The sequence below is a fragment of the Thermosynechococcus sp. M98_K2018_005 genome (assembly GCF_015295825.1).
In the GTDB taxonomy this organism is placed as follows: Bacteria; Cyanobacteriota; Cyanobacteriia; order Thermosynechococcales; family Thermosynechococcaceae; genus Thermosynechococcus.
The window spans coordinates 1-26,421 of the sequence record NZ_DVEH01000039.1 but is presented as its reverse complement, the minus strand read 5'-3'; the positions used below and the strand labels follow the sequence as shown (position 1 = coordinate 26,421).

Below are 26,421 nucleotides of genomic sequence, written 5' to 3'. Positions count from 1 at the left end.
TTGACAACACCAACTGGGGGTAGCCGTAGGGGCTGCCCCTTTATTTTGCACGAGATGCAGTCAGCAACTCCCCTATCCGAGGGAGCTTTCCAGTTGATACTGCTCCCAAAGGGATTGATACAGTCCCTCGGTTGCCACTAGTTCGTTGTGGGTACCCTGTTGAACAATGCGCCCTTTATCCATCACCAGAATGCGATCGCAGGTTGCCGCTGCCGACAATTGATGGGAAATAAAGAGCACTGTGCGTGTGTGCTGTTGCTGCCGCAGCGCTTGCAAAATTTGGCTAGCGGTTTGGTTATCAACGCTGGCTAGGGCATCATCGAGGACTAAAATCGGCGCATCTACCAGTAGGGCACGGGCTAGGGCCGTTCGTTGTCGCTGTCCCCCAGAGAGGGTAATGCCCCGCTCACCCACAAGGGTGTCGTACTGCTTGGGAAAGTTGAGAATTTCCTTGTGAATTTGGGCTTGGCTGGCGGCAGCAATCACCTTTAGCTCTGTGGCATCGGGTTCGCCGTAGCGAATGTTGTTTTTAATCGTGGTGCTAAAGAGAAAGCTTTCTTGGGGGACGTAGGCGATCGCCCCCCGCAGATCGGCAAGGCACAGCCGCGTAATGTCAATGCCATCAAGGAAAATCTGATTAGGGGCAATCTCCAATAGTCGAAGCAGGGCATTGGCCAAGGTGGATTTGCCACAGCCAATGGGGCCGACGATCGCCACCATTTCCCCCGCTTGAATTTCAAAACTAAGGTGATTGAGGGCAGGGGTGCTGCAATTGGGGTAGGTAAAGGTCAAGTCCTGACAACGCAGGTGTCCCTGAACGCGATCGCGGGAGAGGGCAAGGGCATCCGGGGCATCGGCAATGCGCGGTTCGACACTGAAAATCGCTTCAATACGGTCAATGCTCACTTCACCCCGTTGGTAGGTGGTAATCGTAAATCCCAATAATGCCGTCGGGAAAATCAACCGCTCAATGTACAGCAGCAGGGCAATAAAATCCCCCACCTGAATCGTATTGGCTGCAATCATGCGGCTGCCAAACCACAACAAAATCAGCAAACTAAAGCTGACCATCCCCCCCAAGAGGGGGAAGAGAATGTTGCGGGTTTTGGCCAGTACCAAGTTATTGCGGAGTAAGTCTTGATTTAACTGGTCAAATTGGCGTTGTTCATTGGCTTCTTGGCCATAGATTTTGATTAGGGCGATGCCACTCATGTCCTCTTGAATGAGATCGCTAAGTTCCGAGAGGCTTTGTTGCACATCGAGTTGCTCTGCGCGCAGGCGGTCGCTAAAGGTTTGAACAATAAAAAGAACGGCTGGATAGACGGCGATCGCCCCCAAGCTCAACCCCGGATGAATTGCCAGCATCACGGGCAGCGTCATACCGTAGGCAAACACGGTGTTCGCCGCACTCAAAAGGGCAAAGCCCACTAGCCGCCGAATATTATCCACATCGCTGGTGGCACGGCTAATCAGGTCTCCAGGGGTATTCTCCGCAAAGTAACTGGGTTCTAAACGCAGGAGATGTTCAAAGAGCCGTTGCTTGAGGTCAAATTCCACCAACCGCCCGGCGCCAAAGATCCACAGGCGCGAGGCCATGCGAATCAGCCACATTAGGGAGGCCAAGCCAATCAACAGCAGGGCATAGAACACCACTCGCTGAAAGTCAAACTTAGCCTGCAATTCATCAACGGCAGTGCCAATCAGCAGCGGCAAATAAGTTCCTAGGAGGTTGACAATGAAAAGCGCTGCAATGCCTCCCCAAATTTTTGTTTGGTGAGGACGCAGATAGGCCAGCAGACGACGAAAACGGCCAGAGCGGTTCGCTTTAGGAAGAGTCACCATATCCTCAACCTAACAGATATTGCCCCCCTAGGGGATAGCACTTTCGAGAAACTGGTTGAGGTCTTCCACCAAGTGCTTTAGCTCTGCTTCAGTGGTTAAGCGAATACGGTCATCGCGCACTGTCAAGAGAACTTTAGCGGCGTAGGGATTTGGCCAAATATTGGGATTACAAAAGACTTCGAGAAAGACTTCGCCCACGTGCTGATATTCCATGGTGGCTTGGGGAGGTAGGGGGGTACCACTAGCCTTGGCATGGGCGATCGCCCGCATCCGTTCCATTAGGGCTTGAATCTCTTGCCGTAGGGTCTTTGCAGCTTCTGGAGAAAAGCAAAAACTCACCGAGCCTTCGACCAAGTTCACCCGCATTCGCTGTTCACTCATTGGCTCTGTCTGAAGACAACTGTTGTCATTATAGAAGTCGGCTCACCAATGAACAGATTGGCTATCCTTTTGGGGGGCATCTACGCTATGCTCCACCAGATATTCATAGCGCAGCAGTTCGAAACTCCGCTCACCATAGCGATCGCTAATGTGTTCACAGCAACACTGAATGGCAAATTCATCTAGTTCCTCGGACGTGACGCCGTACAAGTCCTCAAACACCTCTGGGGTGACGCGGCAAAAGCGGGGGCGATTCTCATAAATACGACAGCGGCGGCTGAGGGGGTCAAAGTGAATACACCAGCCATCAGCGCCAATGAGGGATTGGTAGAGGGCAAATTCCTCCACATTGAGAATGGTGGGCACCTCTGAGCGATCGCTCAACTCAAGGTAACAGCAGGCACCACACCCCTGCATACACTGCCATTTTTTCATGCTTTCAGGATAATGCAACGGTTTCTGTGGGCATCGGTGCCTCGGCGGGGACTTCCTCCAGCCAAATTTGATCACTGCGGGGATCAACACGACTCACCCGCACCAGCACACACTCTCCTAAATTAGCCTGCCGTTGAAAGCGCATTGCCAGTTCTACCCCCAAATCCTCCAGTAGAACCAGCCCCAGCCCCTCTTCAGGACGCAACCAACGCAGTAAGATGCCCCGCCACGCCTCTTCGCGATGCCGCCGCAGGTACTCCAAGCACCAATAGCGGTTGGTCTGCCGCTCCACAAGAGAGGCCTCCTGAACTGAAGACACCAACCCCAATAAAATTTCATTCAGTTGCTCGGGTGTTAGGGGGGGGGGTTCCCCGCGCAGGTGGGCTTTAATCTGACGGTGCGCCAGCAAATCCGTGTAGCGACGAATGGGGGAAGTCACTTGGCAGTAGGCATCAAGGCCCAGGCTGGCATGGGGATTGGGTTGGGTACTCATTTCACTGCGGGGCATACAGCGACGAATGGCACAGTCGCGCACCATTCCAGCGGGCAGTTGTAGCAATTCCTCCTCTGAGGGCAGTTCTGGCGGTGATTGACTGCGAAAGGGCAGCGGGATGCCCTCACGGGCCCCAAAATGGGCGGCTACTTCACCAGCAAGAATCATCATTTCTGCCACCAGTTGGCGGGCGGGGGAGTCATGGAGGGGCGAGATTTCCACCTCTTCACCAGCCACTTTAATGTTCGGTTCAGGAATATTAATGCGAATCGCTCCCCGTTGTTGTCGCCACTCACTACGCCGCTGTCCCCATTGGGCGATCGCCAGCAGATCGGCTTCGCCGGTTACCCCCTGCTCCAAAATCATGTCCACATCGTCATAGCTAAGGCGATAGGTGGGGCGAATCCAACTGGGGCAAATTTCGTACTCCCGCACTTCGCCGTTGTCGGCTAAAAGAATGCCAAAACTCAGCGCACAGCAGGTTTGTCCCGCCACCAAACTCATCGGCCCTGTGGCCAACTCCGTGGGAAACATGGGAATCATCCCCGTCGGTAGATAGACCGTTGTGGCGCGGCGGCGAGCCTCCTGATCCAAGACATCATCGACCATCACCCAGCGGGTGGGATCGGCAATGTGAATCCACAGCTTTTGGCGATCGCCCACGACTTCGAGGCTGAGGCCATCGTCAATTTCTTGGGTACTTTCGTCGTCAATGGTATAGACCTTGAGATGGGTGAGATCGCGGCGCAGGGGAGCGTCAATATCTGTGGGGGGTGAGGTGAGGCGTTCATGGGCCACAGCAAGTACCTTGGCAGAGAATTCAACGTCAATTTGACTACGGCGCAGGAACAGATTTTCGTGCTCTGACCAGAGGCCGAGATCCACCAACAGTTGGAAGGCGCCCAAGGGTTGGGTGGGACGCTTCAATTCACTGAGAAGGTCAATGGCTGCTTGGTGTTGGCCACTGGGTTCAATGGCTATAGCATAACGTTCTAACTGCTCAAGGCGCTTGCGATCGCTGGCGGACCACGTCACCGTTTCCCCCTTCAGGGCTTGGGTCAAATGTTCACGGAAGTTGACTTCCTCCGCCAAGCGTTGAGCTTCCCGCTCGCTTTGATGTTTCAGTTCTGCCACTTGGGCAGCCGGTCGAGGCTCGTAGGTTTCTCCCTTGAGCTTGAAATAGAAGCGATCCTCACTAAGGAGATAGTAGGCAGCATAGCAGGCCACCGCCGATCGCTCCGAAAAAAGCAGCTCCGCTAGATCCGCTGGCGTAATGGCGCGGTTTTCCTCGCGGATAATTTCCCAAGCCACTTCTAAACTGTCGGCATCCAAGAGCGGCTGCACCTGCTGCCAAAATGTGGGAATCTCTTGGGGACGAAACCGCTCCTCCGGCACCGTAAAGGTCAATTGGCGCGGATGAATGGTGTGGGCTTGCAAATGCTGATCAATGGCAATCCAATGCTTTTTACCTTCGGGGCGATCGATCACCGCCAAGCGACGCTGGTTATTGACCCGAAATTCAATGAGGGTGCCTTTCTCCACGGCTGCCGTACTGTACCATAGCCTGATAATTATAAAGTTTATTGCCTCTGACTGAGCAGCAGGGGATAACCACAGTAGCGTTCCAACAGGACAAGGGCGACAATGTCATCAATGGGTCGAGGGGGCAGACGCAACCCCTTGGGAATCAGCCGCTGCCAACCTTGGGGCGGAAAGAGCTGCCAATAGCGATCGCGGGCGTCTAGGGTGCTATTGCGCTCATCCACTGGAATAATTTCTACAGCCAAAGCCGCTTGGAGTTGCTGCTGCCACTGGCGAGAGGTGGTTTGATTGCCCATAATCACCTGTTCAAATGGGTAGGCTTGATGCCACTCCTGGACACGGGCGATCGCGCGATCGCTGGCCACCACTTCATAGCGCACCACTTCTTGACCAAGGGCAAGGGCTAAACCACACTTGTCCCGACCTGGATCAAACCCCAACAAATACTTAGTGCGACCCATTTTTGTCGTTTGCTAGAGTGGAGAGGTTATCGAATTGGGAGCGATCGCCCTGTGAGCCTACCCGCTGCGACCATCCGTCGTCTGTTGAATGTACCGCAAGTTGCCGCCATTTGGGTTGGTGGCGGCCGCAGTCTGGACAGCGAGAACGACAAGGTCTTTTGTGCTGCTTGGCTCGATCCCAAGGATCAGGGGGTACGCAGCATGGAGGTTGGTCAGTTTCCACCCACCCCAGAGCAACTGATGCGGCTGTTGGTGCGGGCGATCGAATATCCCCGCCATCCCCAAGCTCCGCCCTGCCGTCCCCACACCATCATCGTTGATGACCGCGAGTTGCAATTTTTTCTGCGCGGCGTGGTTGCTCCCCTCGATATTCAGGTGGAGTATCAAGCCCACATTCCCCTGCTGGATGAATTTTTTGAATTCATTGCGGCGGAAATAACCAGTGATGATGAGGATGTTGAAGTGCTCCCCCCTGAATATGTTTCTCTCTGCAAACAGAAAATTAGGGAATTTGCTCAACTGGACATCTGGCAGCGCCTAGACAGTGTTCCCCCCCTTAAACTCCACTGCAACGCTTGGGACTCCCCTACCCTCTTTGCGGTACTGGTGAACCCCCAAGGAGCCAACCGTGACTTTGGTCTGATGCTCTACCGCGGAGAGGAGGCACTACGCAACTTTTGGCAGCAGATTGATCACGAGTATCCCTACATTGACGAAGACGATGATGAACGCTTAGAGGAAACGGTTCTACGCAATGATTGTCTCTTCTTGAACTTTTCCAAGGTTGACGAAGAGGATTTAGGCAACGATCTCTCTTTCGTTCTCAAGGGGCATCTTTACGCCATTGAACCGGGTGTGATCCATCCTTTGGAGGGAATACGACCCTTTTACGCCCCTGAAGAAGCGGAAACGGTCTATGTGGCGATCGCGGCTCTGATCAAATTCTGGAAAAAGACCAAGAAACAGTTTGAGAAGGAAGAGTGCCCTGAATTAGACCTGAGGTTCAAGATTCCTTCACCGCGCCATTCTGCCCTTAGTTATCAGGTCCAAGTGGCAACAGTGCCAGAGATGATGGCAGAAATCAATGGTGACTTGCAGGAGAGCCAATCACAGCACCAGATTCCCATTGATACGGAAGCGATTCCTGGGGAGGCCTATATCCTCTTTAAGTTGTTTCCTCCTAAAGAGCTACAGGAATTACAAGCAGCCATCTCTTACCATCAACGCGGGGAGATTCCCGAGGCGATTGAGGGCTACCCCGTGTTGACGATTCAAACCAAAAAAGCCGCAGCGGAGGCGTGCGCCGCCAAAATTGCCGAGGAGGGCGGCATTCACCATCTGACGGTCTTTCCCCTCTCAGGCCCCGAGCAAATAGTCATGCTCCTTGCCCAAACCAATGCCAATCATCTGTGGCTTTTGGATACCTTTGACCCCGAAAGTGGTCCGCTGCTCCTCGATTGGCTCAAGGAGGTCAATGCACTTGAGGGCGCCTGTGGCCTTGCTGTGGCCTATGGAATGACGGGCAAGACGCGGCTGCAGCCAACCCTCAAGCAAATCGTGGGACTCTTTGAAACGTTCCTTGTGTTTAGTTTCGTGGACACCCAACGTCCACCAACCCCTCAGCCCATTGAGATTTCTAAACGCTAGAGAACTGTGAACTCTCTACGGATTCTACTGCTTCAGGCACGGGGCGATCGCACCACCCAGCAGGAGGAATTGGCGGAATTTATCCGCCTGAGCGGTTTGGCCGCGGAGCAATTTACGGTGCTCAATGGCTTTGAGTGTGCTGACTTTACCCCCGACTGTATTCAAGGCTTTGATGCACTTTTTATCGGTGGCTCCAGTGATGCCACAGTGCTCAAGCCAGAAATCTATCGCTTTGTACCGCCCGCAATGGACTTAATTTTGGCCTGTATTGAGCAGGAGATTCCCGTGTTGGCCTCCTGCTTTGGCTTTCAATTGGCAGTGCAGGCCTTAGGGGGGCAGGTGATTGTGGATCGCGAGGCTATGGAAATGGGCACCTACCCTTTGTATCTCACCCCAGCGGGGGTTGCGGATCCATTGTTTGCTGGCTTTCCCAATCCCTTTTTGGCCATTTCCGGACATCAGGAGCGCGCCTTGACCCTCCCAACGGGAGCGACCTTACTAGCCTACAGTGAGTTGTGTCCCTACCATGCCTTTCGGTTGGCGGGCAAGCCCTTCTATGGCTTTCAGTTTCATCCCGAGGTGGACGATCGCGACCTGATTGCCCGCATTAGCCGTTATTGCGATCGCTATCAATTGGGCACTGCCGAACTGGAAAAACTCAAGCAAACAGCCCGTCCCACCCCCTACGCTAATCAGTTGATCCGCCGCTTTGTTGAGGTAGTGCTGAGCCACTCTGCCAATTGTGTTTGAATCTCTGCGAGTTGCTCCTCTAGGGTAGTGGCTTGCAGCCAATGAATCCCCGGTTCTGCCCGAAACCATGTCCGCTGTCGTTTGGCAAACTGCTGTGTGTGCTGCACTGTGAGGGCAATGGCCTCCGTGAGTGTGACCTCTCCCCGCAGATATTGGCGCATTTCCCGATAGCCCAGCGTGTCTAATAGGGGCAGTTCATCACCGTACTGCGCTTGCAGTTGCCGAATTTCATCGAGCCATCCCATGGCTAGCATCTGGTCAGTGCGTTCTTCAATCCGTGCCCGCTGTTGCTGACGATCGCCCCCCGCCAGGGCAAAGTACCAAATCGGGTAGGGAGGCGGTTCACGCCGCTGCTGCTGGCTGAGGGGTACCCCCGTTACGTAATAGACTTCTAAGGCACGCAGGGTACGCACTTGATCGTGGGCATGGATGCGTTGCGCCGCCACAGGATCCACCTGCTGAAGCCATTGATAGCATTCCTGCTGACCCAGCGCCATCAACTGTGCCCGTAGATGCGGTTGCGGTGGGACTTGGGGCATCGTTAGCCCTTGGGTAATACTGCGGATGTACAATCCTGTTCCCCCCACCAAAAGAGGCGTGATTCCTTGGGCGTGGTAGTAGGCAATCAGGGCTTGGGCTTTGGCTTGGTAAATCGCTAGGGTCAAAGTATCGCGGGGGTCACAAATATCAATGAGGTGGTGAGGCACCTGCTGTTGCTGGGCTGGGGTGGGCTTGGCGGTGCCAATATCAAAGCCTCGATAGACTTGGCGGGAGTCCGCACTCAAAATCACGCTATTCAACTGCTGGGCAAGGGCGATCGCCAGCGCCGTTTTGCCTGTGGCCGTGGCCCCCCCAATAACAATTAGTCCTGCATCCCCCACTCAAATACAGCCTGAAAATTTCCTAGAATCGCCTATAACCCCTATGTGCTAAGATTTAGGTCAGATTTAACATTTAGGCAAGTAAAGACGCATTTGCCTCGATTCTATAGCAATTAGGGAGTTGCCATGACCGCCGAGTATTCCTCTGCCCAGTTGCGGGTGCTCAAAGGCCTTGAACCCGTGCGGACACGACCGGGGATGTACATCGGCAGCACCGGCCCCAAGGGACTCCACCACTTGGTCTATGAAGTCGTGGACAACTCCGTTGATGAAGCCTTAGCAGGATACTGCTCCACCATTTTAGTCCAGATTAATGCCGATGGCTCCGTCACTGTCACCGACAATGGGCGCGGTATTCCGACGGATATTCACCCCGATACAGGCGTCTCTGGGGTTGAGACGGTGATGACGGTGCTTCACGCAGGGGGCAAATTTGGCGATGGCGGCTACAAAGTCTCAGGGGGGTTGCACGGGGTTGGTGTCTCTGTGGTCAACGCCCTCTCGGAATGGTTAGCAGTGACGGTGTGGCGCAATGGTTTTGTCCATCATCAGCGCTATGAACGGGGGGTTCCCATGACTCCCCTCGAAAAGACCCCCGATAGTGAGAAACGGCAGGGTACGTCAGTGACCTTCTTTCCCGATCGCCAGATTTTCACAGAAACGATTGAATTTGACGCCAAAGTGCTGATGACACGGCTGCGGGAACTGGCCTACCTCAATGCTGGCGTCCGCATTGATTTCCAAGATTTGCGCGTTACGCCTCCCCTGAGTGAAACCTACTGCTATGAAGGCGGCATCCGTGAATATGTCCGCTACATGGTGCAGGAAAAGGAACCCCTTCACCCAGAGATCATCTACATTCAAGGGGAAAAAAACGACGTGCAGGTGGAAGCAGCCCTACAGTGGTGTGCCGATGCCTACAGTGAAAACCTGCTAGGCTTTGCCAATAATATCCGCACCATTGATGGCGGTACCCACATGGAGGGGCTAAAGGCAGTCCTGACGCGGACCCTCAATGCCCTTGGCCGCAAGCGCAACAAACTCAAAGACAACGATGCCAACCTTGCCGGCGAAAACATTCGTGAAGGTCTGACAGCGATCATTTCCGTCAAGGTCCCCAACCCTGAATTTGAAGGGCAAACCAAAACAAAGCTGGGCAATACAGAAGTACGCGGCATTGTGGATGCCATTGTGGGCGAAGCCCTAACCGAATACCTGGACTTTCATCCAACGGTGACTGACGCCATTCTAGAAAAAGCGATCCAAGCCTTTAATGCGGCTGAAGCGGCACGGCGGGCACGGGAAATGGTGCGCCGCAAGTCGGTGCTGGAGTCTTCAACACTGCCAGGGAAATTAGCGGATTGCAGTTCCCGAGATCCGGCTGTCTCCGAGATCTTCATTGTTGAGGGGGATTCTGCGGGGGGGAGTGCCAAACAGGGGCGCGATCGCCGTTTTCAAGCAATTTTGCCACTGCGGGGGAAGATTCTCAACATTGAGAAAACTGACGACGCCAAAATCTATAAAAATAATGAGGTGCAGTCCTTAATTACTGCCTTGGGGTTAGGCGTGAAGGGCGAGGAATTTGATCCTACCAAGCTGCGCTATCACAAAGTCATTCTCATGACGGACGCGGACGTGGATGGTTCCCATATTCGCACGCTGTTGCTAACCTTTTTCTATCGCTATCAGCAGGAATTAATCAACCAAGGCTTTGTGTATATTGCCTGCCCTCCCCTGTATAAAGTGGAACGGGGGCGACAGCACTTCTATTGCTATAGCGATCGCGAGCTACAACAGCAGATTGCCTCCTTCGCGGAAAATGCTAACTACACAATCCAGCGCTTTAAGGGTCTTGGGGAAATGATGCCTGAGCAGTTGTGGGAAACGACGATGAACCCAGAGACGCGGATTCTCAAACGAGTAGAAATTGAAGATGCCGCTGAGGCCGATCGCATTTTTACGATCCTCATGGGCGATCGCGTGGCACCTCGTCGCGAATTTATCGAGACCTATGGCCCACAGTTGGCGCTAGAAAACCTCGATATCTAACACCAGTCCCTAGAGTAAATGTGCTATAGTGGCTTTAGTTTGGCTGCGGCGTTGGTGACTGCCAATATTGTTTTGTGATCTACAATTGCAAAACATTTGGGAATCAACACTGTGGGCGGCAGTAAACTGGTCTTTGAGCCAGAAACTTCTAAGTCTGCGGTTAGCATTCCCCCCTAGTCTTTACTAGGTCATAAACTGAGGTAAAACGGCGTCGCGGTTAGACTTTTCCGAACCATGAGCCATCGCTACATTCTCCTGTACAAGCCCTATCGGGTGCTTTGTCAATTTCAAGATCAAGAGGGGCGATCGACCCTCAAGGATTACGTTCCTATTCCCGATGTTTATCCCGCTGGCCGCCTAGACTACGACAGCGAGGGGCTGGTTCTCCTCACCAATGATGGCTGGTTGCAACACCGCTTGACGGATCCCCGCTATGGCCATCCGCGCACCTACTGGGTACAGGTGGAAGGTGAACCTGATACAGCAGCCCTGACTCAATTGGCAGCGGGGGTAATCATCCAAGGCTATCGCACCCGACCGGCTCGTGTAGAGGTACTGAAGCAAGACCCCCCTTTGCCGCCAAGGGATCCCCCGATTCGCTATCGCCGCCATATCCCTACCCAGTGGCTGAGCTTGACGCTATGGGAAGGTCGCAATCGCCAAGTCCGCCGCATGACGGCTGCGGTAGGATTTCCCACACTACGCTTGGTACGGGCGGCGATCGCCCACCTGCAGTTGGGTGACCTTGCCCCCGGCCAGTGGCGGGAACTCTGTGCCCAAGAGCAACAAGTTCTTTGGCAGCTTTGTGGTCGGCGACCTGCTCAACGTGCTTAGCATTCTTTAACAATCTTGAGGGACTATACTAAGATAGACGAGGTAACACCCCCTGTTTTTGATAGCCCTACATTGATTGATGAGGTCGTCCCATGGGACAACCATTTCTCAGTAAAATTGGTCGTCCGTGGTTAATTGGGGGAGCGATCGCCATCGCCTTGGGAAGTTTTGCACTGAGTCTTAGCTACTGGCAGCAACAACACCGCGCCAATGAAGAGCGAGCCATTCAAGCTGCCCTGGCCAATCCAGTGAGCGATCGCATTACGGCTTTGGGTCGCTTGGAACCCGAAGGGGAAGTGGTGGCCGTCAGTGCTCCCTCAATGACCGAGCGGTTGGGGCAGCTCCTAGTGCGCGAGGGCGATCGCGTGGTTGCCGGTCAGCCCCTTGCCTATTTAGATACCTATCCGGAGCGCAAAGCCGAACGCGATTTGGCTGCCAGTCAATGGCAGGAAGCCCGCCTACGCTATGAGGCCGAAACCCGCTTAGCCCTTGCTCAAATTGCCGAAGCTGAACGCCGTCGCGATCGCGCCAATGAACCGGCGATTGCCGCCATTCAAGCCCAGCAGGCCACAATTCAGCGCATCCAAGCGGAACTCGAGACCGCCCACCGGGAATATCAGCGCTTTGCCCAGCTCTTTGCCGATGGGGCAGTGTCGCAACAGGATCTTGACGATCGCACTGTCCGCGTCCGGAGCTTACAGGAAGAACTACGCAACGCCCAAGCCAACCTCGTTCGCCTACAGGAAGAGCGCCGCACAGAATTAGCCACCGCGAATGCTCAAGTGGAGGCCGCCCAAGCCAATCTGGGACGGGTGCAAACCCAAGTGCAACTCCTCTCAGCAGAGCGCAATCTACAACTGGCGGAAGCCCGTCTTGAACGCACTATCATTCGTGCCCCCCGCAATGGTCGGGTGCTGCGGATTCACACCAGAGCCGGCGAAACGATCAATGAACGGGGGATTCTTGAATTGGGGAATACCGACCAAATGTATGCCGTTGCTGAGGTCTATGAGACCGATGTGCCTCGGGTTCGTGTCGGTCAGCCCGCTGAAATTCGCAGCAGTGCCCTCAATGCGCCGATTAGTGGCCGCGTCGCTCAAGTGGGGTTGTTGGTGGCCAAGAATGACGTGACTGATACGGATCCAGCCGCCAAAACCGATGCGCGGGTTGTGGAAGTCAAAATTCGCTTAGATAACAGTGAGCCAGTGGCGGGTCTGACGAATATGCAGGTAGAAGTGGCGATTGATCCCCGCTGAGGTGCACGGATGATTTTTGCGATTCCCTTAGCTTGGTTGCAACTCATTCGGGAACGGATTCGCCTCCTGGTGGCGATCGCTGGCATTGCCTTTGCCGTGGTGCTAATGCTCATGCAGTTTGGCTTTCGGGATGCCCTTTTTAAGGCGGCAGTGCGCTTCCACGAGAGCCTAAACACCGATATTGTTCTCATTAGTCCCCAATCCACGGCACTCATTGCCATGCGCAGCTTCCCCCGACGGCGACTCTACCAAGCAGCGGGTTTTGAAGGGGTGGAGTCCGTCTCTCCCCTCTACCTCAGTTTTGGTCTGTGGCGCAATCCCATTAACAAAAGTACCCGCCAACTAATGGTGATTGGCGTGGATCCGATGGCGGTATCTATTTCCGTATCCGATACCCCCCACTGGCAGGATGCCATTAAGCTAGCGGATCATGTCCTTTTTGATGCTCAATCCCGCGCTGAGTTTGGCCCAATTCCAGAGCTATACCGCCAAGGGGAGGAGGTCACGACCGAGGTCTCTGGCCGCAAAATCACCGTAGCAGGCCTATTTCGCATGGGCGCTAACTTTGGCGCCGATGGCAATTTACTCACGAGTGACTTGAACTTTTTGCGTCTCTTTCCCGAACGGAATCCCGGGCTGATTGATGTGGGTTTAGTACGGGTGCAGCCGGGGGTGAATACCAAGGCACTGGCACGGCGGATGAAGGCTGCCCTAGGGAATGATGTCCTAGTCATGACCCGTGAGGAGTTTGCTGAGTTTGAACGCAGCTACTGGGAAAAGAGTACCTCCATTGGCTTTATTTTCTCCCTCGGCGCCTTGATGGGCTTTATTGTTGGCTCTGTGATTGTTTATCAAATTCTCTACACCGATGTCACGGATCACTTGGCAGAGTATGCCACCCTCAAAGCGATGGGCTATCGCGACGTATTCTTCTATGGTGTGGTGATGCAGGAATCGTTAATTCTTTCCTGTATGGGCTATATTCCGGGGTTCATTGTTTCGTTTCTACTGTATATCCTCATTGCCAATGCCACATCGCTGCCAGTTTGGATGACGGTGGAGCGGGCCAGTTTGGTTTTTACACTCACGGTGCTTATGTGTACTCTCTCAGGGGCGATCACCCTGCGGCGGATTCAACAAGCCGATCCTGCGGATATTTTCTAGGATGGTGTTATGGAGCCGGTGATCCAGATTCAAGGCCTCAATCACTACTTTGGTCAGGGGCAACTGCGTAAGCAAATTCTCTTTGATCTCTGCGCTCGCATTGAGGCGGGTGAAATTGTGATCATGACGGGGCCTTCGGGGTCAGGGAAAACCACACTGTTAACCTTGATTGGTGCTTTGCGATCGGCACAAGAGGGCAGTCTGCGGGTGCTGGGTCAGGAGCTACGCAACGCCACAAAAGAGCAGCAGATTCAAATTCGGCGGCAAACGGGCTATATCTTCCAAGGGCACAATCTGCTCCATGCCTTGACAGCTCGCCAAAATGTGCAGATGGCACTGGATCTGCAACCCCACCTCAGTCGACAGGAAGTCCGAGAACGAGTGGAAGCAATGCTCTGTGCCGTTGGCCTTGGAGAGCGCCTTGACTACTATCCCCATGAACTCTCGGGGGGGCAAAAGCAACGGGTGGCGATCGCCCGCGCTCTCGTGGGACATCCCAAAATTGTTCTCGCAGATGAACCCACGGCTGCCCTCGATAAAAAATCTGGTCGCGATGTGGTGGAAATTATGCGTACCCTTGCCCGTGAACAGGGCTGCACGATTTTAATTGTGACCCACGATAACCGTATTCTCGATGTCGCCGATCGCATTATTCACATGGAAGATGGCCGCCTCTCAGAAACCACGATTGGCATTTCCGTCTAGCCTAGAATAAATCCGCTGATGATGTTTGTGGCTCGAACAGTACCCATTTTAGAGAGTGGCGATCGCCGCAGTCGCGAGGCCTTTGAGCGCCTGTATGCCCAATGTCCCCACATTAAACAGCGGAACTAATTAACGGAGTCGTGTACGCGGGTGAATTCCCACAGCCGTCCCCACCGTCTCATCATGGGCTGGCTAATGACCTTTGAAGCAGCAACGGCCAACGTCATGGTGCTCGACATGCCACACTCCGCTGAGATGCCCGAACAGTGGTGCAACCCGATGCCCTCCTGCGTCTTGTCAATGGCACCTCCCGTATCAGCGAGGAGGATTATCTTGAAGGGGCACCTGAACTCATTGTCGCAATTGCCAGTAGCAGTGCCGCCTACGATCCTCAAGCGCCCGATGACCACGGCATTTTTCGCAGTAGGCACTTCTTGGATTGTGGCTACCCTGGCCAGCCCTGAGAGATGGTCATTTAAACCTTGTTTTGGAAACCCTACACACAGGATTGAGAATAACCGTTGATTAAGTGTAAGAACTCTGTGCTATGGTCATAGGTAGCGGCTTGCAAGCGCGGCAGTGGCACTTGTCAATTCTTCTCGTTCCCAACAGCTTCATCTTGCCAGAGGTCTCCGGCGGCAACTTTTGCTGTAAGCGGAGTCTTTGGTGTGCTTGACAGGGCAACGCCTCTTCGTTTAAGATGCAAGATCCGCGTTTTAGCGATACCCTCTAGAGGATATACATGGCTAGTAATCAGATTTACACGCCACCCGCTTTTACCTTGCCAGACCTTGTCGAGATTCAGCGGGCCAGCTTCCGATGGTTTCTTGAAGAAGGACTCATTGAAGAGCTAGAGAGTTTTTCCCCAATTACTGATTATACTGGCAAAATTGAGTTGCACTTTTTGGCCAAGGACTACCGACTCAAGGAGCCAAAGTATAGCGTAGATGAGGCCAAGCGGCGGGATGCCACCTACTCAATGCAAATGTATGTCCCGACTCGCCTCATTAACAAAGAAAACGGCAATATCATTGACCAAGATGTGTTCATTGGCGATCTGCCCCTGATGACCGATCGCGGGACATTCATTATCAATGGTGCAGAGCGCGTCATTGTCAACCAGATTGTCCGCAGTCCCGGCGTTTACTACAAATCAGAAACCGACAAAAATGGTCGCCGTACCTACAATGCCAGCCTGATTCCCAACCGGGGCGCTTGGCTGAAATTTGAAACCGATAAAAACGATCTGCTGTGGGTACGCATTGACAAAACCCGTAAGCTCTCGGCGCACGTTCTCCTCAAAGCCTTAGGATTAACCGATAGCGAAATCCTAGAGCGGCTGCGCCACCCCGAGTACTACCAAAAAACCGTTGAAAAAGAAGGCAAATTCTCCGAGGAAGATGCCCTTATTGAACTGTACAAAAAACTGCGGCCAGGGGAGCCGCCCACGGTTTCAGGGGGACAACAGCTTCTGGAATCGCGCTTCTTTGATCCCAAACGCTACGACCTTGGCCGGGTGGGTCGCTACAAGCTCAACCGCAAGTTGCAATTGAATATTCCTGACTCAGTGCGCATCCTCACCCCAGAGGATATTCTTGCGGCCATTGATTATCTGATTAACCTAGAGTTTGATCTAGGAACGATTGATGACATTGACCACTTGGGCAACCGCCGCGTCCGTTCTGTTGGTGAATTGCTGCAAAACCAAGTGCGCGTTGGCCTCAATCGCCTAGAGCGCATTATTCGTGAGCGGATGACGGTGTCTGACACAGATTCTTTGACACCCACTTCGCTGGTGAATCCAAAGCCCTTGGTGGCGGCCATTAAGGAATTCTTTGGCTCTAGCCAGCTTTCCCAATTCATGGATCAGACCAACCCCCTCGCGGAACTCACCCACAAACGGCGCTTGAGTGCCCTAGGCCCCGGTGGTCTCACTCGGGAGCGGGCGGGCTTTGCGGTGCGGGATATTCACCCGAGTCACTATGGTCGCATTTGCCCCATTGAAACCCCTGAAGGCCCCAACGCTGGGTTGATTGGTTCCTTGGCGACCCATGCCCGCGTCAATGAATATGGCTTTATTGAGACGCCTTTCTATCCGGTGAAAGATGGTCGCGTCCTCAAGGATCAGCCTCCTGTTTACATGACCGCTGACGAAGAGGATGATAAGCGAGTGGCGCCGGGGGATGTGCCCACCGATGAAAACGGCTATATCCTTGGGGATGTAGTGCCTGTACGTTATCGTCAAGATTTCACCACCACCACCCCCGATCAGGTGGACTATGTAGCGGTTTCGCCAGTACAGATTATCTCTGTGGCCACATCGCTGATTCCCTTTTTGGAGCATGATGACGCCAACCGTGCCCTCATGGGATCCAACATGCAGCGGCAGGCAGTCCCCCTGTTGCGATCGCACCGTCCCTTAGTGGGTACCGGCTTAGAGGCTCAGGCAGCACGGGACTCTGGGATGGTAATTCTCAGCCAGACCAACGGCGTGGTCACCTATGTGGATGCCAATCAAATTCGCGTCAAAACCGATAACGGCCCTGAGATTACCTACACGCTGCAAAAGTATCAGCGCTCCAACCAAGATACCTGCTTGAATCAACGACCGATTGTCTTTGTCGGCGATCGCGTCCAAGCGGGGCAAGTGATTGCCGATGGCTCCGCCACTGAGGGGGGTGAACTTGCCCTTGGCCAAAACATCCTTGTCGCCTATATGCCTTGGGAGGGCTACAACTACGAAGACGCGATCCTGATCAGCGAACGGCTGGTGCAAGAGGATGTCTATACCTCCATCCACATTGAGAAGTACGAAATCGAGGCGCGACAAACTAAACTAGGTCCTGAGGAAATTACCCGCGAAGTGCCCAACGTCTCTGAAGATGCCCTGCGGCAGTTGGATGAAAACGGCATTATCCGCATTGGTGCCTTTGTAGAGGCGGGCGATATTCTTGTGGGTAAAGTCACCCCCAAAGGGGAATCGGATCAGCCCCCCGAAGAAAAACTCCTGCGGGCCATCTTTGGTGAAAAAGCGCGGGATGTGCGGGATAACTCCCTGCGGGTGCCCAATGGTGAAAAAGGTCGCGTTGTCGATGTGCGCGTCTTTACTCGTGAGCAGGGAGATGAGCTACCCCCTGGTGCCAATATGGTGGTGCGGGTCTATGTGGCACAGAAGCGCAAAATCCAAGTGGGGGATAAAATGGCTGGCCGCCACGGCAACAAGGGGATTATTTCGCGCATTCTCCCTGTAGAGGATATGCCCTTCCTGCCCGATGGTCGCCCCGTGGATATTGTCCTCAATCCCCTGGGGGTGCCCTCACGGATGAATGTGGGGCAAGTCTATGAGTGTTTGCTGGGCTGGGCTGGGGAGTGCCTGGGGCGTCGCTTCAAAATTACTCCCTTTGATGAAATGCACGGCAAGGAAAAATCCCGCGAAACCGTCCATGCCAAGCTGCAAGAGGCCAAAGAAGTCACGGGTCAAGATTGGGTCTTTAATCCTGAGGATCCGGGCAAAATGGTCGTCTATGATGGCCGCACTGGTGAACCCTTTGACCGACCAGTGACGGTGGGGATGGCCTATATGCTGAAGCTCGTGCACTTGGTGGACGATAAGATCCACGCCCGCTCCACAGGTCCCTACTCCTTGGTTACCCAACAGCCCCTCGGTGGTAAAGCCCAACAAGGGGGTCAGCGCTTCGGCGAAATGGAGGTGTGGGCATTGGAAGCCTATGGTGCCGCCTATATTCTCCAAGAGTTGCTGACGGTCAAGTCCGATGATATGCAAGGACGCAATGAAGCCCTCAATGCCATTGTTAAGGGGCAATCCATTCCACGACCGGGCACGCCAGAGTCCTTCAAGGTGCTGATGCGGGAGCTACAATCCCTGTGCTTGGATATTTCCGTGCGCAAGGCCAGTATTCCCAGCTTTGATGATGATGGCGAAATGAAACCTGACCCCGAGGTGGACTTGATGGTGGATGTCAGCCCTCGCCGTACACCGCCACGACCCACAATTGACTACAGTGCCCTAGACGACACGGACGACAAAGAAGGGGCAACGACATTCTAAACACTCAGAACTGAGTCAGCTTGTTTGGGGGCGATCGCCCCCTTGATCCATTCACCGTCAAAGGATTTGTGAGCTTATGCCCAGAATCGAGCAACGCTTTGATTATGTAAAAGTGTCTCTCGCGTCACCGGAGCGCATCATCCAATGGGGGCAGCGCACGCTACCCAACGGTCAAGTGGTGGGCGAGGTCACCAAACCAGAAACCATTAACTATCGCACGCTCAAGCCAGAGATGGACGGCCTCTTCTGCGAGCGGATCTTTGGGCCTGCTAAGGATTGGGAGTGCCACTGTGGTAAATACAAGCGGGTACGCCATCGTGGCATTGTCTGCGAACGTTGTGGCGTTGAAGTCACTGAATCGCGAGTGCGCCGCCATCGCATGGGCTATATTAAGTTAGCTGCCCCAGTTACGCATGTCTGGTATCTGAAGGGGATTCCCAGCTACATGGCGATCCTGCTGGATATGCCCCTGCGGGATGTAGAGCAAATTGTCTATTTCAACTCCTATGTAGTGCTAGATCCGGGCAATCACCCCGGTCTCAGCTACAAGCAGCTCCTGAGCGAAGATCAGTGGCAGGAAATCGAGGAAGAGATCTACAGCGAAGACTCAGAGCTAGAGGGCATTGAGGTGGGCATTGGGGCTGAAGCCATTCAACGCCTGCTTCGGGATTTAGATTTGCAAGCGGAGGCTGACCAACTGCGGCAGGAAATCCTCAACTCCAAGGGGCAAAAACGCGCCAAGCTGATCAAACGGCTGCGGGTGATCGATAACTTTATTGCCACTGGCTCCAAGCCGGAATGGATGGTCTTGACGGTGATTCCTGTGATTCCACCGGATCTGCGGCCAATGGTGCAGTTAGATGGCGGGCGTTTTGCTACCTCTGACCTCAATGACTTGTACCGCCGCGTCATTAACCGCAACAACCGCCTTGCCCGCCTGCAAGAGATTCTCGCCCCGGAGATTATTGTCCGCAATGAGAAGCGGATGCTGCAAGAGGCGGTGGATGCCCTGATTGATAATGGTCGTCGCGGTCGCACAGTGGTGGGCGCCAATAACCGTCCCCTGAAGTCTCTTTCCGACATTATTGAGGGCAAACAGGGTCGCTTCCGCCAAAACCTGCTGGGGAAACGGGTGGACTACTCCGGTCGTTCGGTGATTGTGGTGGGGCCAAAACTGCAAATGCACCAGTGCGGCCTGCCTCGGGAAATGGCTATTGAACTCTTCCAGCCCTTTGTGATTCACCGCCTGATTCGCCAACAAATTGTCAACAACATTAAGGCAGCGAAGCGGATGATCCAGCGCAATGACCCCCAAATTTGGGATGTGCTGGAGGAGGTGATTGAGGGTCACCCGGTGCTGCTCAACCGTGCGCCGACACTCCACCGTTTGGGGATTCAGGCCTTTGAGCCAATTCTAGTGGAGGGGCGTGCCATTCAACTACACCCCTTGGTGTGTCCTGCCTTCAACGCGGACTTTGACGGTGACCAGATGGCGGTGCACGTGCCTCTCTCGATTGAGGCTCAAGCGGAGGCGCGGATGCTGATGCTAGCCTCAAATAATATTCTGTCGCCGGCCACGGGCAAGCCGATTATTACCCCTAGCCAAGATATGGTTTTGGGCTGCTATTACTTGACGGCAGAAAATCCAAAGCTGCCGGATTATAGCGATCGCTACTATGCCAACTTGCAAGACGTGGTCATCGCCTACGAACAGGGACACTTGCCGCTCCATGCCTTTGTCTGGGTGCGCTACGACGGTGAGGTGGACGATGGCGACACTAGTGAACCCCAGATTACGACCTATGAAGATGGTTCTCGTTTGCTGGAGTATCCCCTGCGGCGGGTCAAGGAGGATGCCAACGGTCAACTGATTTCCCAATACATCCGCACCACCCCCGGTCGCATCATCTACAACCAAACGATTCAAGAAGCCCTAGCCAGTTAATTTGGGAGACCCCAACACCATGACTGAGAAAAAGCCTGTTTTCTTTAACCGCATCATTGACAAAAAAGGCTTGCGGAACCTGATTGCTTGGTCCTTTAGCAACTTTGGCACCGCCCGCACAGCGGAAATGGCCGACAAAGTCAAAGACCTTGGCTTTCGCTATGCCACCCGCGCCGGCGTCTCTATCAGTGTGGATGACCTGCTCGTGCCGCCGAAAAAACAGGAACTCCTCGAAGCGGCCGAAAAGGAAATTAAAACCGCTCAGGAGCGCTACTCGCGGGGTGAAATCACGGAGGTGGAACGCTTCCAGAAGGTGATTGACACTTGGAACACCACCAACGAAGAACTGAAAAATGAGGTGGTGCGGCACTTCCGCGATACCGATGTCCTCAACTCCGTGTACATGATGGCCTTCTCGGGGGCACGGGGGAATCTCTCGCAGGTGCGCCAGTTGGTGGGAATGCGGGGGTTGATGGCCAATCCCCAAGGGGAAATCATTGACCTGCCGATTAAAACCAACTTCCGCGAAGGGCTGACGGTGACGGAGTACATTATTTCCTCCTATGGTGCCCGCAAGGGGTTGGTGGATACAGCACTGCGGACGGCGGACTCCGGTTACCTGACCCGTCGCTTGGTGGATGTCTCCCAAGATGTGATTATCCGCGAAGAGGATTGTGAAACGGAGCGGGGCATTACGCTGCGCAGTATGACGGTGGGGGATAAGGTACTGGCGCTAGAGGATCGGCTTTTGGGTCGGGTGGTGCTCAATGATGTCTGCCATCCGGAAACGGGCGAAGTGCTGGTGGCCAAAAATCAAGCCATCTCTGCTGATCTAGCAAAGAAAATTGTCAATGCCGGTATCGAAGAAGTAGTGGTGCGATCGCCCCTCACTTGCGAGGCCACTGGCTCTGTGTGTCGTCTCTGCTACGGCTGGAGCCTTGCCCATGCCCAACTCGTGGATATGGGGGAAGCCGTAGGGATTATTGCTGCTCAATCCATTGGTGAACCCGGTACGCAGTTGACAATGCGCACGTTCCACACCGGCGGGGTGTTTACGGGGGAAGTGGCTCGCCAAGAACGTGCGCCCTTTGCCGGCACGGTGGAGTACGGCAAGAAATTACGGGTACGTCCCTACCGCACTCGTCATGGCGATGATGCCTTTATTGTCGAAACCGCTGGCAAGCTTGTGATCAAAGGTGGTCAGCAGAGCCAAGAATTTGACCTCTCCCAAGGGTCAATTGTGCTAGTGGCGGATGGTGAAACCGTTGAAGCGGGTCAATTGTTGGCGGAAGTGGCGCAGGCCTCTCGCAGTGTCCGCAAGTCCACGGAGAAAGTGACCAAGGATGTGGCCTCGGATTTGGCGGGTCAAGTGAAGTTCGTCAACCTCGAGGTAGAGGAGAAGCGCGATCGCCAAGGCACCACAACGCGCATTGCCCCCAAAGGTGGGTTGATTTGGGTACTGTCTGGGGAAGTCTATAACCTGCCTCCCGGTGCGGAGCCGGTTGTTAAAAATGGCGATTGCATTGAAGCCGGAGCCGTGCTTGCAGAAACCACGGTGAAAACCGAGCATGGCGGCGTCGTGCGTCTCCCTGAGCAACAGGACAGCAAAGGAGGTCGCGAGGTGGAAATTATTACTGCCTCGGTGATGCTTGATAAGGCCAAGGTGCTCAAAGAAACGCAGCAGGGACGCGAGCATTACATTATTGAAACCGCTACTGGTCAGCGCTTCTCCTTGAAGGCTGCCCCCGGTACAAAAGTCGCCAATGGTCAAGTGGTGGCTGAACTCATTGACGATCGCTACCACACTATCACTGGCGGTATTCTCAAGTACGCCGACATTGAAGTGGCCAAAAAAGGCAAAGCCAAGCAGGGCTATGAAGTCCTCAAGGGGGGGACGCTCCTGTGGATCCCCGAAGAAACCCATGAGGTCAACAAAGATATCTCACTGCTCATGGTGGAGGACAATCAATACGTCGAAGCGGGGACGGAGGTTGTCAAGGACATCTTCTGTCAAAACAGCGGTGTTGTCGAAGTCATCCAGAAAAACGACATCCTGCGGGAAATTATTATCAAGCCCGGCGAACTGCACCTTGTAGATGATCCGGAAGCCGCGCGGCTGAAGCATGGTACCTTAGCGCGTCCCGGTGAAGAGGTACTCCCCGGCCTTGTGGTCGAAACCCTCTCACAAGTGGACTATCTAGAGGACACCCCTGAAGGGCCAGCGATTCTGCTGCGACCCATCCAAGAATTTAGCGTGCCTGATGAGCCATCGGTACCCAGCCAAGACTCCAGCGATAGCTCAGGGCAGTCCATTCGCCTGCGAGCCGTACAGCGGTTGCCCTACAAGCACGATGAGCGAGTGAAATCCGTTGATGGTGTTGATCTGCTGCGGACGCAGTTAGTCCTTGAGATTGGCAGCGAAGCCCCCCAACTGGCTGCTGACATTGAAATTGTGACGGATGAGGTGGATGCAGAAGCCCAGCGCCTGCAACTGGTGATTCTGGAATCCTTGGTAATTCGCCGTGACATTGCTGCGGATCAAACCCAAGGCAGTACGTTTACTTCCCTTCTTGTCAAAGATGGCGATCACATTGGCCCCGGTGCCGTGATTGCCCGCACGGACATCAAAGCCAAGCAGGCGGGTCAAGTGCAGGGGATCTTGCGCAGTGGGGAAGCGGTTCGCCGCATTCTGGTCGTTACCGAGAGCGATTGCCTGCGGATCGAGACCAACGGGGCTAAACCTACGGTCAAAGTTGGCGATCTCGTGCGTCCCGGCGATGAACTTGCCAAGGGAGTGACTGCCCCAGAAACAGCAGCGGTAATGGCGGTGGCCGATGACCACATCATCCTGCGCTTAGCCCGTCCCTACCTTGTCTCGCCGGGGGCAGTGCTGCAAATTGAGGACGGTGACCTTGTGCAACGGGGGGATAACCTCGCCCTGCTGGTGTTTGAGCGGGCGAAAACGGGTGACATCATTCAGGGGTTACCTCGGATTGAAGAACTCCTTGAAGCTCGCCATCCCAAGGAAAAATGCGTGCTGGCTGTGCGCCCCGGCACCTGTCAAGTCACCTACAACAGTGATGACAGCGTAGATATCAAAGTCATTGAAGAGGATGGCACGATTCAGGAATACCCTGTCTTGCCGGGTCAAAACCCCTTGGTGGTGGATGGGCAAAAGGTTAATCTCGCTGACCCCCTCACCGATGGCCTTGTGGATCCCCACGACATCCTCTCGATTTACTTTGAGTACTACAAACCCCAAGGGTTACTCAAAGCTGCCCAAATTAGCTTTGAAAAGGTGCAGTCGTTTTTGGTCAACGAAGTGCAGTCGGTGTACCTGACCCAAGGCATTGAGATTTCTGACAAGCACATTGAGATCATTGTCCGCCAGATGACTTCAAAAGTGCGGATTGATGATGCCGGCGACACAATCGTTCTCTCTGGGGAACTCATGAGTCTGCGCCAAGCGGAGCAAGCCAACGAACCCATGGCACTCACCGGTGGTGCACCTGCCCAATATACCCCTGTCCTTTTAGGGATTACCAAGGCTTCGCTGAATACCGATAGCTTCATTTCAGCCGCCAGTTTCCAAGAGACGACGCGGGTACTCACAGAAGCGGCCATTGAAGGCAAGTCCGATTGGCTACGGGGACTCAAGGAAAACGTGATCATTGGCCGTCTCATCCCAGCGGGAACCGGCTTCAACAGCTATGAGGAAAGTAGCAACGGCAACGAGGAGTGGGAAGAAGGTGAGGAGTGTTTGGGACAAACCCACGTTATCAGCCCTGAACCTGAACCCCCCTCAATGATGGTCAATGTGACCGCTGACCTCGGTGAGGATGTCCTCATTGACGATGAAACGGCGCCCCACGTGATTGAAAAAATCACTGGACGGACTCGCGATTTTGAATTCGCCAGTAGTGATGATGAGGAAGATGACCTCACAGACGAGGACGATGACTATGGGGAGGAAGAGGAGGATGACGCCTTCTAACTAAAATTCCCTTGATTGCAGAAGGCTACGGTAGAGGTTAGCACCTAATCTAGGAATGTCCTGAGGACAAACTGTAGGTGCCCTTGCCGTAGCTTTTTTGGTCTCAGGTTACAGATCATGCCGAGCACCGCAGAACGTTTTGGCAGGGATGCAAGAAACCTGTGCCATCCTCTAAAATTGGCAGTGGAGGGGTCAGAGTAAACATTACGATTTCATGCCTGTTTCAGCGTATTCCAACCTCAGGGCTGATCAGTTTCGTCATCCCCGCGATCGCGAGGCCACCCAAGCCCTCCAACAACTAGCGGGGTTAGATATTCTCGTGCGATCGCTCCTAGGTTCGGTGGCGGAGCAGGCCTTTTACCTTGAAAATATTGGCAGTAGCCTGCGCCTGAGTGAACAGCAACTCCCAGACATTTACGGGCTTCATATCGAGGCTTGCCGTATTTTAGACCTAGAGCCACCCCAACTGTATTTGAAACAGCATCCTGTCCCCAATGCCTATACCTTTGCCATGCGGGGCAAGCAGCCCTTTGTTGTACTGCACTCCTCCCTTGTGGAACTGCTGACACCAAAGGAATTGCAGGCAGTGCTGGCGCACGAGTTGGGACATCTGAAGTGCGAGCATGGCGTGTATCTGACGATCGCCAACCTGCTGCTTTTTGCCACCAGTCAACTCTCCCCCTGGGGCTGGCTCTTGGCGCAAGGACTGCAAACCCAGTTGATGCATTGGCTGCGCTGTGCTGAACTGAGCTGCGATCGCGCGGCATTACTGGTGACCCAAGACCCGCGTATTGTGGCCTCGGTGCTCATGAAACTCTGTGGTGGCTCGCCGCAGTGGAGCGATCGCCTGAATCTCGACGCCTTTGTTGCCCAAGCCCGCGAATATGAGGCTGCTGATCGGGGTTGGTACAACCTTTTCAAGGAATTGCAAGCCAGTCAACTCACCCACCCTCTACCTGTTCTGCGGGCACGGGAAATTCTTGATTGGGCAGAAACTCAACAGTACGATCGCCTCGTCAAGCAATTACACCCTGTTCGTCAATAGCGATGGCCAAATCTATTCCCTATCAACCCCTTCTGCTGCGCCTGGCCCATGGGGCGGTGGCGATTTTGGCACTCCTCGCTCTCATCTCAGGGTTTTGGGTTTATAACACCTACGATGGCCGCTGGGGATCACTGCCCCTACCCAAGATTCCCGATATTCAAGGCCTCCACGGTACAATTGCCCTCCTCCTTTTATTGCTGTTTCCCTTCTTTGCGCTTTACTGCTTTCATTGGGGCGATCGCCGGCTGTTGCCTAAGAAATCCTGGGCGCAACTTTGCCAAGGGAATTGGCACGCTTGGCAACGGTTGGCAAATACCCTAATGCTGGTGGCCGTCACGTTTGCCCTCCTCACCGGACGGATGATGCAGGAGGAGTGGTTGCCCACAGGCGAGGTAAATCGAGGCTGGTACTTGGCTCATTTGGGGGCTTGGAGTGTGGTGCTCCTGAGTTTGCTGTCTCACTTGATTCTGGGGGCAAAGGCAGGGGGGCGGCCACTTTTGGTTTCAATGGTGAGTTTTGCAATCCGGCCAGAGGATCGGCGGGTCGAGAACTGGTGGCGTGGGGGTAGGCTCAAGCCTGCCAATCAAGTGTTGTTGGGTCTAGAAATTGTTATTTTGTTGGGAATTGTGGCTGCTTTTGTTTTGCCCGCTATCCTAACTGCTCGATAATGCCCCGCAGACGATCGTAGTCATCCTTGAGGAGTCGGTTCAGGTATTGGGCTGCCTGCACCAGCCACTGGCGATCGCGCTGGCGGAGTTGATACAGGGAACGCAGCGTTGCCGCCACCAAGGCATCGCCGGGACCATAGCGCAGGGTCAACAGTGTTCGCAAAAAGGTCAATGTGTCACTGAAGGCAATCACTTCCTCAGCGGGACAGCCATAGACCTGCTGGTGCATTTGGGGTGGGCGGGGGGGCAAATGGTGATAA

The 26,421-nt window shown here is 54.2% G+C and carries 19 protein-coding genes, 1 other RNA gene and 1 pseudogene; 14 read left to right on the top strand and 7 right to left on the bottom strand.

Annotated features, from left to right (window positions below; genetic code table 11):
• Nucleotides 1-72: 72 nt before the first annotated feature.
• The 5 genes from IGQ15_RS05075 to IGQ15_RS05055 are packed head-to-tail and all read right to left on the bottom strand — an operon-like array spanning nt 73 to nt 5,154.
• Nucleotides 73-1,842, bottom strand: coding sequence for an ABC transporter ATP-binding protein (locus IGQ15_RS05075; RefSeq protein WP_297049238.1), 1,770 nt, complete (start codon nt 1,840-1,842; stop codon nt 73-75).
• 27 nt (nt 1,843-1,869) lie between these two features.
• Nucleotides 1,870-2,223: a hypothetical protein gene (locus IGQ15_RS05070; RefSeq protein ID WP_297049236.1), complete on the bottom strand. Its 354-nt coding sequence runs from the start codon at nt 2,221-2,223 to the stop codon at nt 1,870-1,872.
• A gap of 42 nt (nt 2,224-2,265) precedes the next feature.
• Complete coding sequence (locus IGQ15_RS05065) at nt 2,266-2,658, bottom strand: YkgJ family cysteine cluster protein (protein ID WP_297049234.1); 393 nt, start codon at nt 2,656-2,658, stop codon at nt 2,266-2,268.
• Nucleotides 2,659-2,662: 4 nt separating this feature from the next.
• Complete coding sequence (locus tag IGQ15_RS05060) at nt 2,663-4,693, bottom strand: ribonuclease R family protein (protein ID WP_297049231.1); 2,031 nt, start codon at nt 4,691-4,693, stop codon at nt 2,663-2,665.
• A 38-nt stretch (nt 4,694-4,731) separates the two neighbouring features.
• Nucleotides 4,732-5,154, bottom strand: coding sequence for a resolvase (locus tag IGQ15_RS05055; protein ID WP_297049229.1), 423 nt, complete (start codon nt 5,152-5,154; stop codon nt 4,732-4,734).
• A 51-nt stretch (nt 5,155-5,205) separates the two neighbouring features.
• Between IGQ15_RS05055 and IGQ15_RS05050 the strand changes: the two genes are divergently transcribed.
• Nucleotides 5,206-6,801 (top strand): hypothetical protein, encoded by a 1,596-nt coding sequence (locus IGQ15_RS05050; RefSeq protein WP_297049226.1) that lies wholly within the window; start codon nt 5,206-5,208, stop codon nt 6,799-6,801.
• A gap of 6 nt (nt 6,802-6,807) precedes the next feature.
• Nucleotides 6,808-7,551, top strand: a complete 744-nt coding sequence (locus tag IGQ15_RS05045) for a type 1 glutamine amidotransferase (protein ID WP_297049224.1) — start codon at nt 6,808-6,810, stop codon at nt 7,549-7,551.
• Here IGQ15_RS05045 and miaA read toward each other — a convergent pair.
• Nucleotides 7,494-8,432, bottom strand: coding sequence for a tRNA (adenosine(37)-N6)-dimethylallyltransferase MiaA (miaA, locus tag IGQ15_RS05040; RefSeq protein ID WP_297049221.1), 939 nt, complete (start codon nt 8,430-8,432; stop codon nt 7,494-7,496). The genes IGQ15_RS05045 and miaA overlap by 58 nt on opposite strands.
• Before the next feature lie 126 nt (nt 8,433-8,558).
• Between miaA and gyrB the strand changes: the two genes are divergently transcribed.
• From gyrB to IGQ15_RS04980, 12 genes are all read left to right on the top strand, one after another.
• Nucleotides 8,559-10,481: a DNA topoisomerase (ATP-hydrolyzing) subunit B gene (gene gyrB, locus IGQ15_RS05035; RefSeq protein WP_297049218.1), complete on the top strand. Its 1,923-nt coding sequence runs from the start codon at nt 8,559-8,561 to the stop codon at nt 10,479-10,481.
• Between the two features lie 37 nt (nt 10,482-10,518).
• A non-coding RNA gene (gene ssrS / locus IGQ15_RS05030) (6S RNA) lies at nt 10,519-10,705 on the top strand.
• A gap of 10 nt (nt 10,706-10,715) precedes the next feature.
• Nucleotides 10,716-11,315: a pseudouridine synthase gene (locus IGQ15_RS05025; RefSeq protein WP_297049215.1), complete on the top strand. Its 600-nt coding sequence runs from the start codon at nt 10,716-10,718 to the stop codon at nt 11,313-11,315.
• Between the two features lie 92 nt (nt 11,316-11,407).
• Nucleotides 11,408-12,571 carry an ABC exporter membrane fusion protein gene (locus IGQ15_RS05020; protein ID WP_297049213.1) on the top strand — a complete coding sequence of 388 codons (1,164 nt, stop codon included), beginning with the start codon at nt 11,408-11,410 and terminating at the stop codon, nt 12,569-12,571.
• 9 nt (nt 12,572-12,580) lie between these two features.
• Entirely contained in the window at nt 12,581-13,735 is a 1,155-nt protein-coding gene (gene devC / locus IGQ15_RS05015) for an ABC transporter permease DevC (protein ID WP_297049211.1), read from the top strand.
• A 9-nt stretch (nt 13,736-13,744) separates the two neighbouring features.
• Complete coding sequence (locus IGQ15_RS05010) at nt 13,745-14,440, top strand: DevA family ABC transporter ATP-binding protein (protein ID WP_297049209.1); 696 nt, start codon at nt 13,745-13,747, stop codon at nt 14,438-14,440.
• A 266-nt stretch (nt 14,441-14,706) separates the two neighbouring features.
• A complete protein-coding gene (locus tag IGQ15_RS05005) occupies nt 14,707-14,904 on the top strand; it encodes a hypothetical protein (protein WP_297049207.1) in 198 nt (65 codons plus the stop codon).
• A 278-nt stretch (nt 14,905-15,182) separates the two neighbouring features.
• On the top strand, nt 15,183-18,509 hold the full coding sequence (rpoB, locus tag IGQ15_RS05000) for a DNA-directed RNA polymerase subunit beta (protein WP_297049205.1): 3,327 nt from the start codon (nt 15,183-15,185) through the stop codon (nt 18,507-18,509).
• A gap of 76 nt (nt 18,510-18,585) precedes the next feature.
• Complete coding sequence (locus IGQ15_RS04995; protein ID WP_297049203.1) at nt 18,586-20,454, top strand: DNA-directed RNA polymerase subunit gamma; 1,869 nt, start codon at nt 18,586-18,588, stop codon at nt 20,452-20,454.
• Nucleotides 20,455-20,473: 19 nt separating this feature from the next.
• Complete coding sequence (locus IGQ15_RS04990) at nt 20,474-24,448, top strand: DNA-directed RNA polymerase subunit beta'' (protein WP_297049201.1); 3,975 nt, start codon at nt 20,474-20,476, stop codon at nt 24,446-24,448.
• Nucleotides 24,449-24,662: 214 nt separating this feature from the next.
• A complete protein-coding gene (locus tag IGQ15_RS04985; protein ID WP_297049199.1) occupies nt 24,663-25,493 on the top strand; it encodes a M48 family metallopeptidase in 831 nt (276 codons plus the stop codon).
• Nucleotides 25,494-25,495: 2 nt separating this feature from the next.
• A complete protein-coding gene (locus tag IGQ15_RS04980; protein WP_297049197.1) occupies nt 25,496-26,161 on the top strand; it encodes a cytochrome b/b6 domain-containing protein in 666 nt (221 codons plus the stop codon).
• Here the strand turns inward: IGQ15_RS04980 and IGQ15_RS04975 are convergent.
• A pseudogene (locus tag IGQ15_RS04975) lies at nt 26,142-26,421 on the bottom strand (hypothetical protein); the annotation flags it as partial. The gene IGQ15_RS04980 and the pseudogene IGQ15_RS04975 overlap by 20 nt on opposite strands.

Excerpts from the sequence above, each read along its gene's own strand:
- IGQ15_RS05075 (WP_297049238.1), bottom strand. The coding sequence starts at position 1,842 with ATGGTGACTCTTCCTAAAGCGAACCGCTCTGGCCGTTTTCGTCGTCTG.
- IGQ15_RS05070 (WP_297049236.1), bottom strand. The coding sequence starts at position 2,223 with ATGAGTGAACAGCGAATGCGGGTGAACTTGGTCGAAGGCTCGGTGAGT.
- IGQ15_RS05065 (WP_297049234.1), bottom strand. The coding sequence starts at position 2,658 with ATGAAAAAATGGCAGTGTATGCAGGGGTGTGGTGCCTGCTGTTACCTT.
- IGQ15_RS05055 (WP_297049229.1), bottom strand. The coding sequence starts at position 5,154 with ATGGGTCGCACTAAGTATTTGTTGGGGTTTGATCCAGGTCGGGACAAG.
- gyrB (WP_297049218.1), top strand. The coding sequence starts at position 8,559 with ATGACCGCCGAGTATTCCTCTGCCCAGTTGCGGGTGCTCAAAGGCCTT.
- IGQ15_RS05025 (WP_297049215.1), top strand. The coding sequence starts at position 10,716 with ATGAGCCATCGCTACATTCTCCTGTACAAGCCCTATCGGGTGCTTTGT.
- IGQ15_RS05020 (WP_297049213.1), top strand. The coding sequence starts at position 11,408 with ATGGGACAACCATTTCTCAGTAAAATTGGTCGTCCGTGGTTAATTGGG.
- devC (WP_297049211.1), top strand. The coding sequence starts at position 12,581 with ATGATTTTTGCGATTCCCTTAGCTTGGTTGCAACTCATTCGGGAACGG.
- IGQ15_RS05010 (WP_297049209.1), top strand. The coding sequence starts at position 13,745 with ATGGAGCCGGTGATCCAGATTCAAGGCCTCAATCACTACTTTGGTCAG.
- rpoB (WP_297049205.1), top strand. The coding sequence starts at position 15,183 with ATGGCTAGTAATCAGATTTACACGCCACCCGCTTTTACCTTGCCAGAC.
- IGQ15_RS04995 (WP_297049203.1), top strand. The coding sequence starts at position 18,586 with ATGCCCAGAATCGAGCAACGCTTTGATTATGTAAAAGTGTCTCTCGCG.
- IGQ15_RS04990 (WP_297049201.1), top strand. The coding sequence starts at position 20,474 with ATGACTGAGAAAAAGCCTGTTTTCTTTAACCGCATCATTGACAAAAAA.
- IGQ15_RS04985 (WP_297049199.1), top strand. The coding sequence starts at position 24,663 with ATGCCTGTTTCAGCGTATTCCAACCTCAGGGCTGATCAGTTTCGTCAT.
- IGQ15_RS04980 (WP_297049197.1), top strand. The coding sequence starts at position 25,496 with ATGGCCAAATCTATTCCCTATCAACCCCTTCTGCTGCGCCTGGCCCAT.